The sequence below is a fragment of the Flavobacterium sp. genome, from assembly GCF_031423415.1.
GTDB lineage: Bacteria > Bacteroidota > Bacteroidia > Flavobacteriales > Flavobacteriaceae > Flavobacterium.
Genome location: NZ_JANPFL010000117.1, coordinates 1 through 17,226 on the forward strand (window position 1 = coordinate 1; position 17,226 = coordinate 17,226).

At 33.8% G+C, this 17,226-nt stretch carries 13 protein-coding genes; all 13 read right to left on the bottom strand.

What is annotated here, in order from left to right; all coding sequences use genetic code 11:
- Window positions 1-579 (bottom strand): DUF4372 domain-containing protein (locus tag RMO83_RS09965; RefSeq protein WP_310559532.1); only part of this gene is annotated, 579 nt, incomplete at its 3' end.
- A 264-nt stretch (window positions 580-843) separates the two neighbouring features.
- Window positions 844-2,049, bottom strand: a complete 1,206-nt coding sequence (locus RMO83_RS09970) for a hypothetical protein (RefSeq protein WP_310559533.1) — start codon at window positions 2,047-2,049, stop codon at window positions 844-846.
- A gap of 49 nt (window positions 2,050-2,098) precedes the next feature.
- Window positions 2,099-3,427: an O-antigen polymerase gene (locus tag RMO83_RS09975; RefSeq protein WP_310559534.1), complete on the bottom strand. Its 1,329-nt coding sequence runs from the start codon at window positions 3,425-3,427 to the stop codon at window positions 2,099-2,101.
- A 189-nt stretch (window positions 3,428-3,616) separates the two neighbouring features.
- On the bottom strand, window positions 3,617-4,684 hold the full coding sequence (locus RMO83_RS09980; protein WP_310559535.1) for a Wzz/FepE/Etk N-terminal domain-containing protein: 1,068 nt from the start codon (window positions 4,682-4,684) through the stop codon (window positions 3,617-3,619).
- 58 nt (window positions 4,685-4,742) lie between these two features.
- The gene (locus tag RMO83_RS09985) at window positions 4,743-7,169 is read right to left on the bottom strand and encodes an SLBB domain-containing protein (protein ID WP_310559536.1); all 2,427 of its coding nucleotides are present in this window, start codon (window positions 7,167-7,169) and stop codon (window positions 4,743-4,745) included.
- 363 nt (window positions 7,170-7,532) lie between these two features.
- Window positions 7,533-8,003: a UpxY family transcription antiterminator gene (locus RMO83_RS09990; protein WP_310559537.1), complete on the bottom strand. Its 471-nt coding sequence runs from the start codon at window positions 8,001-8,003 to the stop codon at window positions 7,533-7,535.
- Between the two features lie 49 nt (window positions 8,004-8,052).
- On the bottom strand, window positions 8,053-9,099 hold the full coding sequence (gene rfbB, locus RMO83_RS09995) for a dTDP-glucose 4,6-dehydratase (RefSeq protein ID WP_310559538.1): 1,047 nt from the start codon (window positions 9,097-9,099) through the stop codon (window positions 8,053-8,055).
- Between the two features lie 74 nt (window positions 9,100-9,173).
- Window positions 9,174-10,457 (bottom strand): nucleotide sugar dehydrogenase, encoded by a 1,284-nt coding sequence (locus RMO83_RS10000; protein WP_310559539.1) that lies wholly within the window; start codon window positions 10,455-10,457, stop codon window positions 9,174-9,176.
- 104 nt (window positions 10,458-10,561) lie between these two features.
- The gene (locus RMO83_RS10005; RefSeq protein WP_310559540.1) at window positions 10,562-11,953 is read right to left on the bottom strand and encodes a UDP-glucose 6-dehydrogenase; all 1,392 of its coding nucleotides are present in this window, start codon (window positions 11,951-11,953) and stop codon (window positions 10,562-10,564) included.
- Between the two features lie 49 nt (window positions 11,954-12,002).
- Window positions 12,003-13,016: an SDR family oxidoreductase gene (locus tag RMO83_RS10010; protein ID WP_310559541.1), complete on the bottom strand. Its 1,014-nt coding sequence runs from the start codon at window positions 13,014-13,016 to the stop codon at window positions 12,003-12,005.
- A 30-nt stretch (window positions 13,017-13,046) separates the two neighbouring features.
- Complete coding sequence (locus tag RMO83_RS10015) at window positions 13,047-15,506, bottom strand: polysaccharide biosynthesis tyrosine autokinase (RefSeq protein ID WP_310559542.1); 2,460 nt, start codon at window positions 15,504-15,506, stop codon at window positions 13,047-13,049.
- Window positions 15,507-15,517: 11 nt separating this feature from the next.
- Window positions 15,518-16,306, bottom strand: coding sequence for a polysaccharide biosynthesis/export family protein (locus RMO83_RS10020; RefSeq protein ID WP_310559543.1), 789 nt, complete (start codon window positions 16,304-16,306; stop codon window positions 15,518-15,520).
- A gap of 285 nt (window positions 16,307-16,591) precedes the next feature.
- Window positions 16,592-17,212, bottom strand: a complete 621-nt coding sequence (gene recR / locus RMO83_RS10025; protein WP_310559544.1) for a recombination mediator RecR — start codon at window positions 17,210-17,212, stop codon at window positions 16,592-16,594.
- Window positions 17,213-17,226: the final 14 nt, after the last annotated feature.

Here is a 17,226-nt window from a genome sequence, read left to right on the forward strand (position 1 = left end):
TTTTAACTTCTTTAGAAAGTTATGGTCGTGCGTTGTTGCTGGGCTAAACCAGACTAAACTCGGCACTTTTTCATCAGCATTGATTACCGTATGAACTTTAATTCCGCCTTTACTTTTTCCGTCTTTTGACTTTCTTCCGACACAACTCAAAATATCTTTAAACAAGCTAATTGTGGTGCTATCAACAATCTTAACCTGTTTTTTTATAACATCTTGAATTCGGCTGTCCGACAAAACTAAGCCATATTCGAACAGTAACTTATTGTATACATCTTCAAAAAACTCAACCTTTCTATTCTTATTTGCATCGGATAAAGTGCTTCGTTTTGGAATATGACTTAACTGAAAACTTTCAGTTTTTCCAGATAATCCTAGCATTGCTCCGGATACTTCTCGAAGAGAATTACACTTGGCAAACGAACAAAAAAGCATACTTATCAAGTGGTCTTTACTCTTAAAACGCTTTACATATCTATCCGAATTAGTCTTTTTGACTGCATTTTTTATTTTTTTATCGTCTATTAAAGAAATCAGCTGTCCGAAAACAGATTTACTAGAAAAATAATTACTTTTACTCATCGTTTTTTGTCTTTTGCAAAACCAAATTACGATTTTAATTGAGAAGCCATTTTTCTGGCTTCTTTTTTATTTACTTTTATCGGACAACAATGTTTTTTTAATTGGCAAAACCCTACTTTTCTAACTTAATTTTTGGCAAAATATTGTGAACATTTTATTTTATTTTATAACTACTTTTCAGACAGCAGCTTAAGAGTTGCCGTAGCATTAATAAGTTTCTATTTGGTTCAAAATTTTATCTTGCACAGGCACTCCGCTTTTCCCTTAAATTGAATTTTGAACCATTTTATATTTCAATTTATTCCAAACTAAGTAGGTCAAGATTCCTAAAACAAAATACGGAATGATTATGGTTAATGTCCTATAATAAAACCATTCCTTGTGGTAAATACCATAGAAAAGAGTCAACCCCATCGCCACAAAACCTACAATTTGTATCAATGAATTATAAGCCTTTGAACTAATGATATCCAAAACATTTTTTAAAATTGTAAAAATAACATAAAAAGGAAAGGCAATAAATATATATTGAGAAGCCAATATCGCCGGTGACAGAGAACCGAAAAAAGTAGCTATCAAATAAGGAATTAAAATATAACCACATACCGAAGCCAATACAGCCAAAGAACCCGAAATAACCAAAAGTCGATTGACTTTTTGGACAAACACAGCCGAAGGTTCAGTTTTAAATCCTTTGCCATACAAAGGTAAAATAAGCGACCCTATCAAATCAAAAGAGACCGACGCTAATTTGAAAAACATAAAACTTAAGGAGAGATAACCCGATTCTTCAAGACTTATAAAAACACTTACAACATAAATCGGTATAAAATCTAGTGAAAATAAAATAGCATCGGCAACGACTCTAGGAGCTCCATAATGAATGAGTTGCTTTATTTTAAATTGAGTACGTTTATAAGAAATGGCATTTTTGTAGGCGTTAAATACAATTATTAATAGTAATGAACCGATAGTCGATACCGCATAATACAAAAAATAATCAAAAATAGTATCCGAAAAAAAGATAATTACAGTCGGTAAGAAAGACAAAACCAATACATTAAGCAAACTACTTTTTCCAAATTGAATCTTGCCTCGGAAAAATGAACTAAGAATGACGAATACACCTTGACTAAATATAAATAAAGCAACAATTAATAGAATGCTTTCAGAGCCAATTTGTTTAAAAGAGGAAAGAATGACTGCGGGAAAAAATAGCAATAAAACTAAAAACCCACCAAAAGTGATTAAAAAAATGATTAATCCGGCAACCAAATACTCAAGCGCTTTTGAGGCATCATCTTTTCCTTTTTTTAAAAAACTAATATACCTGGGAATACCGATACCTACTCCCAAAATAAGTGGAAAAACAATAAAAGAACCTAATCTTTTTAATAAATTATAGGTTGCAAATCCCTCGACAGACCATATTTTTTCAATTTTATAATTTATAAATAGGTTAGACAGCATAAAGAGTCCTTGTGCAGTCAACATATAAATAAAAAATTTAGACTTCCCGTCAAATAGTTTTTTTAAGAACAAAGTTGTAGGAATTAAATTTTAATAAAAACATAAATAGAATAAGAATAAAGGGAACAATATTCCAAGTGAGGACACTAATAATAAAGGAATAGTAAAAAACAACTAACATAAACATTGTAATAGTTAGCGAAATAATAGGCTTTCGACTATTTAAAAAAACATAAAAACAAAGATGCAATAGTAACCCAAGAACAAAAATAAAAAAAACAGTTCCAAAAATCCCAAAATCCATTATCATCCCCCTAAAAATAGTAAAAACATTAGATTCCATTTGCTCCTGAATATTGTTATACTCATCATACACTGCATCTGGTGTAACTTTTTGATAACCAAAAAATCGATAAATAGAGGTAAAAGTATAAAAGCCATAATAATAATGGCTGATGTCAAATTTTGAATTATTGAATCCATCCCAATAAACGCCAATCCATTCGGAGAAGTTATACAAATGACCAAAGAAATAAGAGGCGAGCAGAAATCTTAATTTTTCTAAAAAACCGCCTACATCTTTTTCATCTTGCAATCCTCTTGACATTAAAGAGAAAATAAATAAGCCGATCGAAAATGAACCAATTTTCGCTATGATTCTTAGTATATTTGCTTTAAAAAGTAATAGTTTATTTTGTTGAATACTTGTAACAAGTATTCCACCTAAAAAGTAAAAAATAGAGCCAAAAAAAGAACCTTTAGCAGATTGAGTAACCATAATTATAATAGAGGGCAAGAAAGCTAGCAGTACCCACTTTTTTCTGGAACTAGAATGTGTTGATCCAAATATTAGACCGGCAATCAAAACAGCGAGATAGGCAAAACCTAAGCTTAATGGTCCGTACGCAGAATAGATTACATCAGAAGCATACCTTGATACCGCATATTTTGCTGCTACTAGTACAATATCTTCGTAAAGCTCTGATAATGAAAATCCTTGCACTAACATTACTTTTATCGAAGAAACAATAGAAATTAAGATCGAGAACCAAAGAGTAACTCTTAATAGATTAGTGTCGTACACTTCATCACTAGGAGGTTTATCTAAATTATTTTGAAATGCTTTTTTCCAATTAAAAAAAATAAATGTCCACGAAAATACAATCACTAATAAACTTATATACCCGACAGCCCAGGGATTAATTGGTACTTCAAACATTAAAATTAATGGGAAAAAAGTAAAAACAAACCAAAATAAAGAAAAAAGAGTGGCTGGAAACAACCAAGTTCCTACTATTTTCCTTATCAATATTGCATTGAACAAAATCAATAAGCTAATAAAAATGGATAGTAATTTTAATGAAATTTCTAGTGCCAATTTTGTATGGTTTTTGGTGATCTCACAATTATATTTGGGTATGAATTTATTAAAACACAGATTTTACTGCAAAGAAATAAGGTTTTTCGCTTTCAAAAAATGCAACTGTAGATTCAAATTAAATTTAAAAATAAAAATACAGTTACAATTATGTGATATTAACGTTTTGGACAATAAAAATAAAAAAAATTAAACTAATTTTTTTAAGGTGTTTTTTAGTGTTAAGAATAATATCGTTAATAATCCAAACACAATAGCTCCCACAACTAATCCCATTAACTTTCCTACTTTTTCCTTTTTCAAAGGCAAAATTGGTCGGTCGATTATCTGTATTAACGGAGTTTCTTTTCTCAATGTAACTTTAGCTAACTCGGTTTGCTTTACTAATTCAGTCAAAATGGCACCGTTAGCCTGCACATCAACCTGACGACGTGCCGAAGGAACTCGGCGAACATTCAAAGACGGATTCAACCCAAAAGTATTATCATTGGCTACTGCTACGCCGCTTATGGCACTGTTTAATTCCCCTCGAATAGAATCAGTTTGTCGCTCTAATATTGCCATATTGATACGCGCTTTTTTGCTTTTGGTTTCAATATAAAAATCACCAACTTGTTTTGCCAAGGCTTCAGTAAAAAATTTAGAAAATAATTCATTGGTAGAAGTAACTTCGATACTGATAATATCTACTTTCTTGTCTTTCTGACCCACTTCAAGCTTATACTTATATAAATCTTCATAGATTGCTCCAAAAATACTATCTTGACTTCTTGAAAACATCTTACGATCTGTGTTGGGTAAAAACTGCAATCCTACTAATTTGGGTTTATTGTCCCATTTCTTGCGCCATTTCTCATTTTGAAGGTACATTTCGGCTAGCGAAATAGTTTTTCCGTTGAAGCTTACGGGCATAAGTAAAGTCTTTTCGACCATTTTCCTAGATTTGAATAATTCTGTCAAATTACTCCCTTCAAAAATTCCTCCTCCAGAGCCACCCAAATCAAATCCGAGCGAACTTGCTAATCCCAAAGCACCACTTAATCCGCCACCTGAAGGGCTACTTTCTAAAGCAAAAGACAAACTAGCCTTATACACTGGCTTCTTTATGAAGGAATAAGTCAATCCAACAATAGCACCCAGAATCGACGCTAAAACAATGGTTTTCCGTTTAGAAAGTAAAAAATAAAACCATTCTTTTGAATTTCTTATCAGCTCGCTTAGAGCAATTTCCTCTTTTACAGTTGGTTGGTTTGCCATTTTTTAGCTATTTGAGATAGTTACGTTTGTTTTGGAATTTTCTAGTTCTTTTGCAGTCCTATTTGAATGCGGTCACTACTAAAAGCGCTATGCTTGCAATCACGCTTCCAATACTAACCCATTCTCCTGTACTCATACTTCGAGTTTCAGGTTTTTCTGGAACTACAATCTGAGAACCAGGCAATACCTTTGGATAGGAACGTATGAATAAGAAAGTGCTAGAAACTCCTGCTTTTCCGTTAGGGTAAATGATATAGGCTTTTTTCTTCCAACCTTTCGCATCGGTGCCACCAACTGATTCTAAATAATAATTAAATCCTTTGCCTTTGCTGTATGGAATCTCTGATGTCAGCAGCACATTACCCACTACTTTTACACTCTCATTGAAAACCGAAACTTCAATTTCATCTCCAGGAAATAGAGTAACATTTGATTTATCAGACGGGTCTTTAATAATGGATCGCCAATCTATAGGAATGGTAGCATACTTTAGTTCTTCTTTTAATTTTTTGACTATTTTATTTTGAACAGTATCTTTCTTTCCTAAATTCAAATCGACATTTTCTAAGTCTTCAATTTGCTTAGCTTGAATAGGACGTTTGATTTTTACACCGTCTAAATTAGCAACAGCTGTCAACCCGCCAGCGCGCAAAATCACATCGTATATTTTTTCTTTTTTATTAGCCAAAACATATTTACCGGTGTAATTAACAGCTCCAATCACGTTTACCATTTGTGGTTTTTCATAAACCGCCATTTTACGAATATTTACAACATCAAAAGGTTGTAAAGTAAAATTTTTGATTTGTTCGTTATTCCCTGCAAAAATCTCTAAATTGAACAATTGTACTCTATTAGGATTTTTATCGTCTATATCATCTGATTTTATCATTCGGGCAATTTCCACTCTTTTAGACGCAGAACCCGTTAATCCTCCCGCCTGAACCAGTAAATCGTTCAAAGTCACATTCTCATGATAATCGTATATGCCTGGTTTTTTTATTTCACCATCAATGGTCAATTTGTATTCATCCTTAAAATCTAAAATTGAATATACAGTTACGACATCTTCTTTTTTCAAAAGAATATTTGCTTCGTGATCACCGGACAAGGCCTTACTCAGATTAACGTTAGTAACTTCTGTGGTCAAATCATCTTTTGTTCGAATTATGGTAGCTCTATCAGTATAAGCGTCTTCTTTTAATCCATCCGATTGCGAAATTAAATCAGAAATCCGCATACCTTCATAAAACGAATAGGTGTTTGGACGGAATACTGCTCCTTCAATTTTAATACGGTTTTCAAAGCGGTTCAAAATCTTAGAAATTCTATAAACATCACCAGCCAATGGTTTGTAACTGCCATACTCTGAAGACGGAATATCTTTAACTTTGAAGTCTTTGGCTGTTTTTTGCAAAACATTAACCGAAGCGGTGTAAGCAAACTCATTAAACCCTGATGCAAATGACAACAAATCTTTGAAGGTTTCATCAGGTTTCATTTCGAAAATTCCTGGGCGCTTTACAACCCCTTCCAAGGTTACTCGCTGAGAATAAGCAGGAATACGAATCACATCATTATCCTTTAACCCTACATTATCCGATTGATTGCCATTAACTAAAAAATTATAAATATCAATTTTTTTATAGATTTTGTTGTTTCTCAAAAGTTCTATATTGCGGTACGTTCCGTTTTTTCCGGGTCCACCACCCAAAAATAAAGCATTATAAACTGTTGCCAAAGAAGAAACAGAATAATTCCCCGGCTGCTTACTACCTATAATGGTTACTTTGATTGTTCGAATGCGACTCAAACTTATTCCTACTTGAGATTGCCCTGAAGCAACTGTACTATAAACTTTGGATATAGAACTTTTTATCTTCTGAGTCGCAGCTTCAATCGTCATTCCTGCTATTGAAATTTGACCAACATATTGAATATTGACCTTTCCCTCCATCGTAACAGGAGCTGTAGCATTGTACTCCTGAACCCCATAAACACTAATCTGCAGTTCATCGCCTGGCCCCAAAACATAATTAACTGGGGTGGCCAATTTCAAATTAGGTTCAAAGTTTAAATCTGGATTATCAAACAACTCCGAGCCAAAAACTAAAGAATTAAGGGTATCCTTTACTTTTTTATTTTCTATTTTTTCTTGCTTACGAGTTTGTTCTTCTTTTTTATCATCATACACATCAGTATCGGAAGCAACTTTTGGTGCTGTGGTCATTTGTGAGCCCAAGCGCACCTTCAATTTCGCAAACTCATTAGCAGACATTCCTTTTGCCAATACCAATGGCTCAACTTGTTCAATTGTGGTGTTATTGCTTTGCAATTGAGACTTTATTTTGGCTATATCTCCATCAGATAAATAATCAACCTTTACAGTGCTTAAATCAGTACTTTTTAACAAATCTTGAGCCCTAATAGCTTCCGATTGAAAGAAAGCAAATATCAGGAAAATGACGATAATAATTTTTTTCATAATGTAAACTCAATTAATAATAAATATAAAATTTTAAATAGAAAAAGCAAGGTTAATTTTTAGTATGCTAAAAGACTATACATCCAGCAATAGAATTTGCTTATAACTTCTAACTCTTTAACCTCTAACTCCTAATTTACTATGGCTTCGCCACTGCAAGTCCCAGAAAAGATTTGCCACGAAAAAGCGTTTGCAAATTTATAGTAAAATAAAAAAACCTGCGGTTTTTTAAACATATAATAAATCAATTTTAAAACAGCTAAAATAAAACCTTGGTTGATGACTTATTTTACTATGTACGAATTGAAGTGAATAAAAAAAAGGCCACAAAATTATTTTTTTTTAATTTATTTTTAAAAAAAACTACAACTCTTTTTTATTCACCTTTAGTACACAACCTAAAGATTCTAAAATCAAAATATATTGGTTTTGTTTGACTTCGTGAATAACTGCAGACTGACTCATAAAGGGTCCTGCTTCCAACACGATTTTGTCCCCTTTTTTCCATTCTTCTACAGCAACTTCAAATTCCTCTGGAATGGAGAGCCAACTCTTGATGGAATCAATTTCAGAATCTTTAACAACGGCAGGTTTTCCCAACCAAAATAAATAACGAATAGCACCGGTTACTTCAAATATCCTATTTCGCTCTTTTTCTTCTATTTGAACAAAAATATAGGAATTAAACAAGGGTACATTAATAATCTTCTTGCGGTCTGACCACTGACTCTCTTTGGTAATTAGCGGACAATAAGTAACAATACCGATCTCATTTAATCGCTCTGCTACTTTTTTTTCCCACTTAGGTTTTGTGTAAACAACATACCAATTCATAGTTTATTTGTTCTCTTTTTTCTACATTTCCTATCCAAACTTCTGAACTTTAAGAATACATCTTCACATAATACTTTTCATAATCCCCAGAAGTTACATTATTTAGCCAGTTCTTGTTATTCAAATACCAATCAATAGTAATTTCCAATCCTTGTTCAAATGTAACCGACGGCTTCCAACCCAATTCTTTGTTTATTTTATTAGCATCGATTGCATAACGCAGATCGTGTCCTGGCCTGTCCTTGACATAAGTAATCAATTTTTCAGATTCGCCAGCACTTCTTCCCAGTTTAGTGTCCATGATTTGACACAATACTTTTACCAAATCTATATTTTTCCATTCGTTAAAACCACCAATATTGTATGTTTGATGGTTCATACCTTGATGAAAAACTAAATCAATTGCTACAGCGTGATCAATAACAAATAACCAATCTCGAGTATAATTGCCATCACCATAAACTGGTAAAGGTTTATTATTTATAATATTATTGATAAACAAAGGAATCAATTTTTCTGGAAAATGATTTGGACCATAATTATTAGAACAGTTAGTCAATACAAAAGGTAATCCATAAGTCTCTCCATAAGCTCGTACAAAATGGTCAGAACTAGCTTTTGAAGCCGAATAAGGAGAGTTAGGATCATAAGGAGTGGTTTCAGTAAACAAACCTTCAGCACCTAAAGAACCATAAACCTCATCAGTGCTCACGTGATAAAAGCGTTTACCTTCACCATTGTTTGCCCATTGCTTTTTAGCCGCATTTAGTAAATTCACTGTTCCTATGACATTTGTTTTTACAAAAGCCATTGGGTCTTCAATAGAGCGATCAACATGCGATTCTGCAGCCAAATGTATGATACCATCAAACTGATGGTCTTGAAACAAATTAGCAATAAAATACTCATCCGTAATATCGCCTTTAACAAAAGTATAGTTTGCTGCCTTTTCGATATCCGTGATATTTTCTAAATTTCCTGCATAAGTAAGCGCATCCAAATTAAAAATCTGATAGTCTGGATATTTCATTACGAAACGGCGAACCACATGAGATCCAATAAATCCTGCCCCACCAGTGATCAATATTTTTTTCATCATTAAAATTTTTATATTAAAAAATAAAATCTAATTTATAATTTTTGCCTTCTAAGAACAACCTATCACTCTTCTCAAAGTTTACCATCAGCCTTATCGCCCAAAACTCCTTTTACGTCATAAACGACACTATTGGTATTCCTGAGGTTTTCAATCTCCAAATCTAAAAATTCTTTGTGGGCTACACCTAAAACTATAGCATCAAACGTCGCTGTCGGCGGTTGATTGTTATTCGTCAATCCATATTCGTGTGCAACCTCAGCCGAATTAGCCCAAGGATCAAAAAGACTAACTTTTATACCATAATCTTCTAACGCACGAATAACATCAACAATTTTAGTGTTGCGCACATCGGGACAATTTTCTTTAAAAGTAATCCCTAACATCAACAAACTAGCTCCGTTAATTGCAATTCCGTTTTTAATCATCAACTTGATCACTTGTGAAGCGACGTAGTCACCCATACTATCATTCAAACGGCGTCCAGCCAAAATTATTTCAGGATGATACCCATTTTGCTGTGCTTTTTGTGCCAAATAATATGGATCAACACCGATGCAGTGTCCGCCAACTAATCCTGGTTTAAAGGGAAGGAAATTCCATTTCGTTCCTGCAGCTTCTAAAACAGCTTGGGTGTCAATTTCTAAAATATTAAAGATTTTGGCCAATTCATTGACAAATGCAATATTGATATCCCGTTGCGAATTCTCGATTACTTTTGCAGCTTCGGCTACTTTTATTGAAGGAGCTAAATAAGTTCCAGCAGTTATAACAGAACGATACAATTCATTGACTTTATGTCCTATTTCTAGGGTAGAACCCGAAGTAACTTTTAGTATTTTATCTACTGTATGCTCTTTGTCTCCAGGATTGATTCGCTCGGGCGAATATCCCGCAAAAAAATCAACATTGAATGTTAAACCTGACACTTTTTCTAAAACCGGAACACATTCCTCCTCAGTTACACCCGGATATACAGTTGACTCATAAATGACAATATCGCCTTTCTTGAGAACTTGGCCAACAGTTTCGCTGGATTTGTACAAGGGAGTCAAATCAGGTCGGTTGTTTTTGTCCACAGGTGTAGGAACCGTAACGATATAATATGTACAATCTGCAATTTCAGCCAAGGTTGACGTACAATACAAACCCTTACTTTTAGTCGACGTCTCCACTAATACTTGCTGTAAACTTTCAGAGTCAATCTCAAGCGTGCGGTCGATTCCCTGCTTAAGGGAATCAATTCGAGACTGATTTATATCAAATCCCACCACAGAATATTGAGTAGCGAACAATCGTGCCAAAGGCAAACCTACATATCCCAAACCGATAACGGCTATCTTAATGTTTGTATTCAATGTTTATTTTTTTTGAGGTTCAATACTAGAACCCTAGGTTTAATTTTCCACTTCGAAACTCAAAATTACATCCGCTGGGCGAACTAATTTCTAATATCCCTTTTTTAACTTCCTATACCCTGATATACAAATCCAATTGCTTCTAAAGCGGCTCCATTCAATATATTTCTGCCATCAAAAATAAAAGCGGGTTTTTGCATACTATCATAGATTTTTTGCCAGTCATAGTTTACAAATTCATCCCATTCTGTGAGTACTGCAATGGCATGTGCCTCTTTACAGACTTCATAAGGACTTTCAAAAGTACTAATCGCTTTGGCATTATTTTCAGCACTTCTAGTTTCCAAATAATCTAAATCATTTAAAACTTTTTTTCTAGAAACTTTAGGATCAAAAACCGCAATTTGTGCTTGTTCATTGATTAGATCATCGGCTACATAAATAGCTGCCGATTCTCTGGTGTCATTAGTATCTTTCTTGAAAGCCCATCCCAAAAAGGCAATCTTTTTATCTGCCACGGTGTTGTAAAGCGTTTTAACTATTTTGTTAACAAAACGTTTTTTCTGATGGTCGTTCATGATGATAACTTGTTCCCAATAATCGGCCACTTCATTTAAACCATAAGATTTGGCAATGTACACCAAATTCAAGATGTCTTTCTGAAAACACGAGCCACCAAATCCTACAGATGCTTTGAGAAATTTTGGTCCAATTCGGCTATCCATCCCGATAGCTTTGGCAACTTCATCGATGTTGGCTCCTGTTTTTTCACAAAGTTCAGATAAAGCATTTATCGAAGAAATCCGTTGTGCCAAAAAGGCATTAGCGCTCAATTTTGACAATTCTGAGGACCACAAATTAGTAGTTAATATTTTTTCGGGCGCAACCCAATTCGCATAAACATCAACCAAAGTCTGAATTGCCTTCTGCCCTTCAATTGATGAATCACCACCAATTAATATTCTATCTGGATTCAATAAGTCTTCCACCGCTGTTCCTTCAGCGAGAAACTCTGGATTAGACAATACTTGAAATTGTACATGATTACCTGTATTGTGTAAAATACTCTTGATGGCCTCGGCAGTTCGAACGGGCAAAGTAGATTTCTCAACTACAATTTTATCGTCTTTGGCAATTTTGGCGATTTGTCTCGCACATAATTCAATGTACTTCAAATCGGCAGCCATACCTTTTCCCTTCCCATAGGTCTTAGTTGGCGTGTTTACAGATATAAAAATAATTTGCGCTTCATCTATTGCTTTTTCTACCTGTGTTGAAAAAAATAAGTTCTTGCCTCTGGCTTCAGCAACAACTTCGCTGAGTCCAGGCTCATAAATTGGAATATTATTAACATTTTCATCGTTCCAAGCTGCAATTCTGTCGGCGTTCATATCTACAACTGTAACTTGAATATCTGGACATTTTTGAGCAATAATAGCCATAGTAGGTCCACCAACGTATCCCGCACCAATGCAACAAATTTTTGTAATTTTCATTTATCTGTATTCTATTTCTGAAATATGCTTTTTGCAAACTACTTCTACCCTAATCAACTTTCTGCATTTTTTGTTGACTGGAACCTAAATTCTCCCAATACCAGGCGATAGCCTCCTTCAATCCTTCCTGTAAAGAATAGCGTGGCTGATAACCCAACAATTCTTTTGCTTTATCAATACTCGCCAACGAATGTGGGATATCACCAGCTCGATTAGGACCATATTCAATAGCAACGTCTGCAATTTTTGGATTGTATATTGATAAATACTCTTTTAAATAATCAACTAAATTATTTAATGTGTTTTGATCTCCAAATGCAGTATTATAAACTGTATTTACTGCTGCTATATTTTGGGTGGTCATCGCCAATTCATTCATTTGAATCACATTATCGATATAGGTGAAATCACGCGAATAGTTTCCATCCCCATTTATTCTTGGACTTTCGAGTTGCATTAATTGCATCACAAATTTTGGAATTACCGCAGCATAAGCCCCATTGGGATCTTGTTTTTGTCCAAAAACATTAAAATACCGTAAACCAATCGTTTCCAAACCGTAGGTTTTACTGAAAATATCAGCATACAATTCATTAACATATTTAGTAATGGCATAGGGCGAAAGTGGTTTTCCTATAACGTCTTCTACTTTAGGCAATCCTTCTGAATCTCCATAGGTCGATGAACTAGCTGCATAGACAAATCTTTTTATATTGGCATCTCGTGAAGCAACAAGCATATTCAAAAACCCGGAAACGTTGACATCATTAGTAGTAATAGGTTCATTAATAGAACGAGGAACAGAACCCAAAGCTGCCTGATGTAATACATAATCTACACCTTTTACAGCATTCTGACAGTCTATTAAATTTCGAATATCACCTTCTATCAAACTAAAGTTTTTGTTATTAATAAAATCTTTGAGATTGTGTCGGTGTCCTGTAGCAAAATTATCCAAGCAAATCACTGTATGTCCATTCGATAAAAAATAATCACACAAATTGGAGCCAATAAAACCCGCTCCTCCTGTAATTAATATATTACTCTTTACACCTTCTTTCATTCGATTGTTACTTTCAAGACTTTATTGACACTATGATTTTCTAAATTTTGCAACTGCCTTTTCAAAGAAATTTCTAGGCTTATCATCCTCATTATATCCGTTAGAATACGCTGTAGAGCCGTAGCCGTAGCCATAACCATAACCGTAGCCTGCTCCATATTTGGCTTTATTTTGGAATCCATTTAAAATTATACTCGTATTGTGTAGTTCTCCTCGTTTTACCCTGTTGTTAAGCAAAGTAATCATATCTTTTTTGGTAAAATTCTGTCTAACAATATACAGAGTAACGTCACAATATTGCGCGAGTTCTAGTGCGTCTGACACCAAACCTACTGGAGGTGTATCTAAGATAATATAATCGTATTTTATTTTTAATTCTTCTATTAACTCCCTCATTCCATCGCTCATAATCATTTCCGCAGGATTTGGCGGTATTGGACCGGACAAAATAACATCAAGAAATGGAATATGAGTATGATTAACAATTTCATCAAGCGACTTTTGCTTTATGAGATAATTCACAACGCCTACTTCATTCGATAAATTGAATTCATCAAACAATTTGGGTTTTCTCAAATCTAATCCAATGATTACAGTCTTTTTTTCACTTAATGCAAATACCGTTGCGATATTCATCGAACAAAAAGTTTTTCCTTCACCGCTGACTGAAGAGGTGATCATCAAAGTTTTCGCCCCATCTACAAGTTGCTTTTTATAGAGATATTGAAGAGACGACCGAATGGCTCGAAACGACTCGGACAAGGCTGATTTGGGTTTTGCATATACGGCCAAACTATTAATGTCTTTACTCAATCCAATAACCCCTATTAAGGGTATTTTTGTAAGTCTATTAATATCATCTGTGTTTTGAATAGAATTGTTAATAAAGAAAATACCGAAAACCATTACTAGTGGAAACAATAGTCCTAAAAATAAAGCCAAGACATAATTAACTGAATTTTTGGAGCCCAGAAGTCCACCTCCAATATCTTTTGCAGGATCAATAAAATGTATGTCAGACAAATTTGCTGCTTTGACTATATCAGCCTCGCTGCGTTTTTGAAGAAACGCATTGTAAATGTTATCACTCAAATCATATTTCCTTTTAATTTTAATCAACTCCTGCTGATCTTCAGGAAGTTGTTTAATGGTGCTTTCAGTTTCATTAATTTTACTCTCAACTAAAGCCAAATCATATTGCAACGAAGCCTTTGCTGTGCTAATGTTTTCAAATAATACTTTTTTAATCGCTTCCATTTGATTATCAAAATCTTTGAAAATTTTCTCGCTTTTTACAGCATATGCCATTTCAGATCTTTGAGTTGAAAGCGATATTAATTTTGACACATTTACAACAATATTAGGATCGTCAATACCCGCAACTGATGGCGCTGGAAGTTTGGAATAATCAACACTACTCTTTAAATAGGACTTCAAAGAGTTATAATAGGTTATTTTTCGAGTAATTTCATCCTTTTTGACATCAAATTCCAATACTTTATCCGAGAATTTTGCACCGTCGCCTTCTATATCATATATATTCTTGCCTTGCCGAAAGGATTTGAGCTCGTTAGTGGTTTCTTTCAATTGCGATTCCATAGCGACAAGTGTACTGTCTATAAATTTTATAGTGTTGGTAGCAAACTGATTTTTTCCGTCAAGCTGCCTTTTGATAAGCATTTGAACCGTTGAATTTAAATATTCGACCATTCGAGCTTTATTTGCACCAATCATACCCAGTGTTATTATAGAACCTCCTTTATCGTCGGACTTTACACTTATTCCACGATAGCCAGAAACTGTGCCGTCATAATCATTAAATTGAACAAAATATTCATTCCCTTTATAAAAGCCTGGATTATCTTTTATTTGCAATTTCCAATTTAAAAATGGTAAAGAAACGACCTCGCCCACTTTGTATCTTTTAACAAAATCACCAACTGCAACGGCTGTGTTGCTATAAGAATTGTCGTCATAAGTAATTAGTGAGGCAGAATTACTAGTAAACGGAATTCGAATTTCATAAAGGCTTTCACTCAAAAATTTAACTTTGATAAGTGTTCCTGCGAGCTGAGCTCGCGATTTGTTGATAGTTACATAAAAAGGAACTGCACCATAAGCATCGACAAGATTGTACTTGCCTTGCGCCAAATAGCTAATGTAATATTGTAGTTTATCGACAACCAACTCATTGTGAGAACGAGATTGTAAAGTAGTGCCTATAGTTTGAACCTGATCTGATGTTCCTCCCCAGTTGAAAGTCAAGCTTGTATTAGAGGTAAAAAGCGGGTTTGTCTCCTCCTTTACGGAGATCACAGTTTCCATACTATAAATATTTTCTTTTCTGATATTTACTTGATAAGCAATGGTGAAAGTAATGGCCAAACTTAGCAAAAACCATCTCCAATAACTTCCAATTTTAATTAGAAATCCTTTAAAATCAAATCCAGTATCGGCTTCAAAAATTGAAAAATCTTTTATATCTAACATTTTTTGATTTATTATAATTTTAAAAATACTAAGGCAGTGGTAAATAGAGAAAGAACGGTCAGAATAGTACCGAAAGATTCTATCCCTGTCTTTCCTGTTCCCCAAGTTTTTTGTTTGAGGGGTTTTACATAAATAAAATCATTAGGCTGCAAATTATAATAAGGAGATTGCATCACGTTAATGTTGGTAAGATCTAAGTCGTGCATTTCTGTTCCGGTAGGAGTTTGACGAATAATAGTTACGGCTTTTCGATCTCCAGTTAAGGCTATATCGCCAGAATTTGCAATGGCCTCCATAATGTTAACGTGATCTTGATATAAATATTTTGTTCCCGTACTTCCTACCTCGCCATTGATAGTATATTTGAATCCGCCCAAACGCACTATTACAAAAATATTAGCTTCTTTTTTGAAGTACTCGTTTAAAAGTTGCTTCTCGATTTGCAGTCGTAGTTCTTCTACAGTATAGCCTATAGCAGTAATTTCCCCTAAAACTGGAATTCGGATAAGGCCATGATCATCTACAGTATAACCCGCAAAATATAAAGAAGAAGTTCCAGTATCAGTTTCGCCTTTGTTAGTAGGATTAAAAATAGCAACTAGCTTTGGATCATCTACCTTAATTGTTATGCTTAAAACATCATTGGTTTGAAGTCGGTAAGGTTTTAACATCACCTCAGAAACAGGAGTGTCACTTGGATTACCCTTTTTGTTTTGAAGATAAATAAGGTCTCTTGTAGAGATACAAGAAGTAAAAAAAATACTAATTACCAGTAATAAGTATAATGCCGTTTTGTTCATTTTTATATTTTAGGTAACAAATATAGGTTTTCATTTAGTAATTTAAAAGAATCACCATTTTTTAAATTAATTAATTACTATTTGCTGTACTTTACAAAGTTTTAGATTACCAAATTAAAATAACAGATAATAATTATGGTTGTTTATTTACCTAAAAATTGTTCTCACTTTATTTTCAAAAGAATAATAATTCATTATCATGCATTTGATAAAAGATAAATTTGAATATTTTCAAAAGCTATTGCACGCTACATTTTCATTGCAAAAATATTCTTAATCTTTTACTCAAATATTTTTTAATGACTTCTCAAATGGAACTCGGTGCAAAATACTTCTTCCCAAAGTCACTTCATCTGCATATTCTAATTCGTCACCAACTGATATTCCCCTTGCAATTGTAGAAGTAATTACATCAAAGTCCTGTATTTGTTTATAAATATAAAAATTTGTAGTATCACCCTCCATTGTTGAACTCAACGCAAAAATAATTTCATTGACTAATCCTGACTTCACTTTTTCAACTAGAGAATTAATATTCAATTGGCTAGGTCCTACGCCATCTACAGGTGATATTTTTCCGCCTAAAACGTGGTATATCCCTCTAAATTGTCCTGTGTTTTCAATTGCCATTACATCACGAATATCTTCGACCACGCAAATAATCTGATGATCTCTTTTTGCATTATAACAAATATCACAAACGGACGCATCTGAGATATTATGACAGCTTTCACAAAACTGAACGTCCTCTCGCATACTGCTTAATGATTGTGTCAAAAAAGTAGTTTGCTCCTTAGGTAGTTTTAATAAATGTAACACCAATCGCAAAGCTGTTCGCTTGCCAATTCCTGGCAATTGAGACATTTCATTAACCGCTTTTTCTACAAGTCTTGATGAATATTCCATAAATACAAAGGTAG

What these genes read in the sequence shown, in the direction of transcription:
- rfbB (WP_310559538.1), bottom strand. Translation starts at nt 9,099, where the DNA reads ATGAAAAAAATATTGATCACTGGTGGGGCAGGATTTATTGGATCTCAT.
- recR (WP_310559544.1), bottom strand. Translation starts at nt 17,212, where the DNA reads ATGGAATATTCATCAAGACTTGTAGAAAAAGCGGTTAATGAAATGTCT.
- RMO83_RS09985 (WP_310559536.1), bottom strand. Translation starts at nt 7,169, where the DNA reads ATGAAAAAAATTATTATCGTCATTTTCCTGATATTTGCTTTCTTTCAA.
- RMO83_RS09990 (WP_310559537.1), bottom strand. Translation starts at nt 8,003, where the DNA reads ATGAATTGGTATGTTGTTTACACAAAACCTAAGTGGGAAAAAAAAGTA.
- RMO83_RS10020 (WP_310559543.1), bottom strand. Translation starts at nt 16,306, where the DNA reads ATGAACAAAACGGCATTATACTTATTACTGGTAATTAGTATTTTTTTT.
- RMO83_RS10010 (WP_310559541.1), bottom strand. Translation starts at nt 13,016, where the DNA reads ATGAAAGAAGGTGTAAAGAGTAATATATTAATTACAGGAGGAGCGGGT.
- RMO83_RS10015 (WP_310559542.1), bottom strand. Translation starts at nt 15,506, where the DNA reads ATGTTAGATATAAAAGATTTTTCAATTTTTGAAGCCGATACTGGATTT.
- RMO83_RS09980 (WP_310559535.1), bottom strand. Translation starts at nt 4,684, where the DNA reads ATGGCAAACCAACCAACTGTAAAAGAGGAAATTGCTCTAAGCGAGCTG.
- RMO83_RS09970 (WP_310559533.1), bottom strand. Translation starts at nt 2,049, where the DNA reads ATGCTGTCTAACCTATTTATAAATTATAAAATTGAAAAAATATGGTCT.
- RMO83_RS10005 (WP_310559540.1), bottom strand. Translation starts at nt 11,953, where the DNA reads ATGAAAATTACAAAAATTTGTTGCATTGGTGCGGGATACGTTGGTGGA.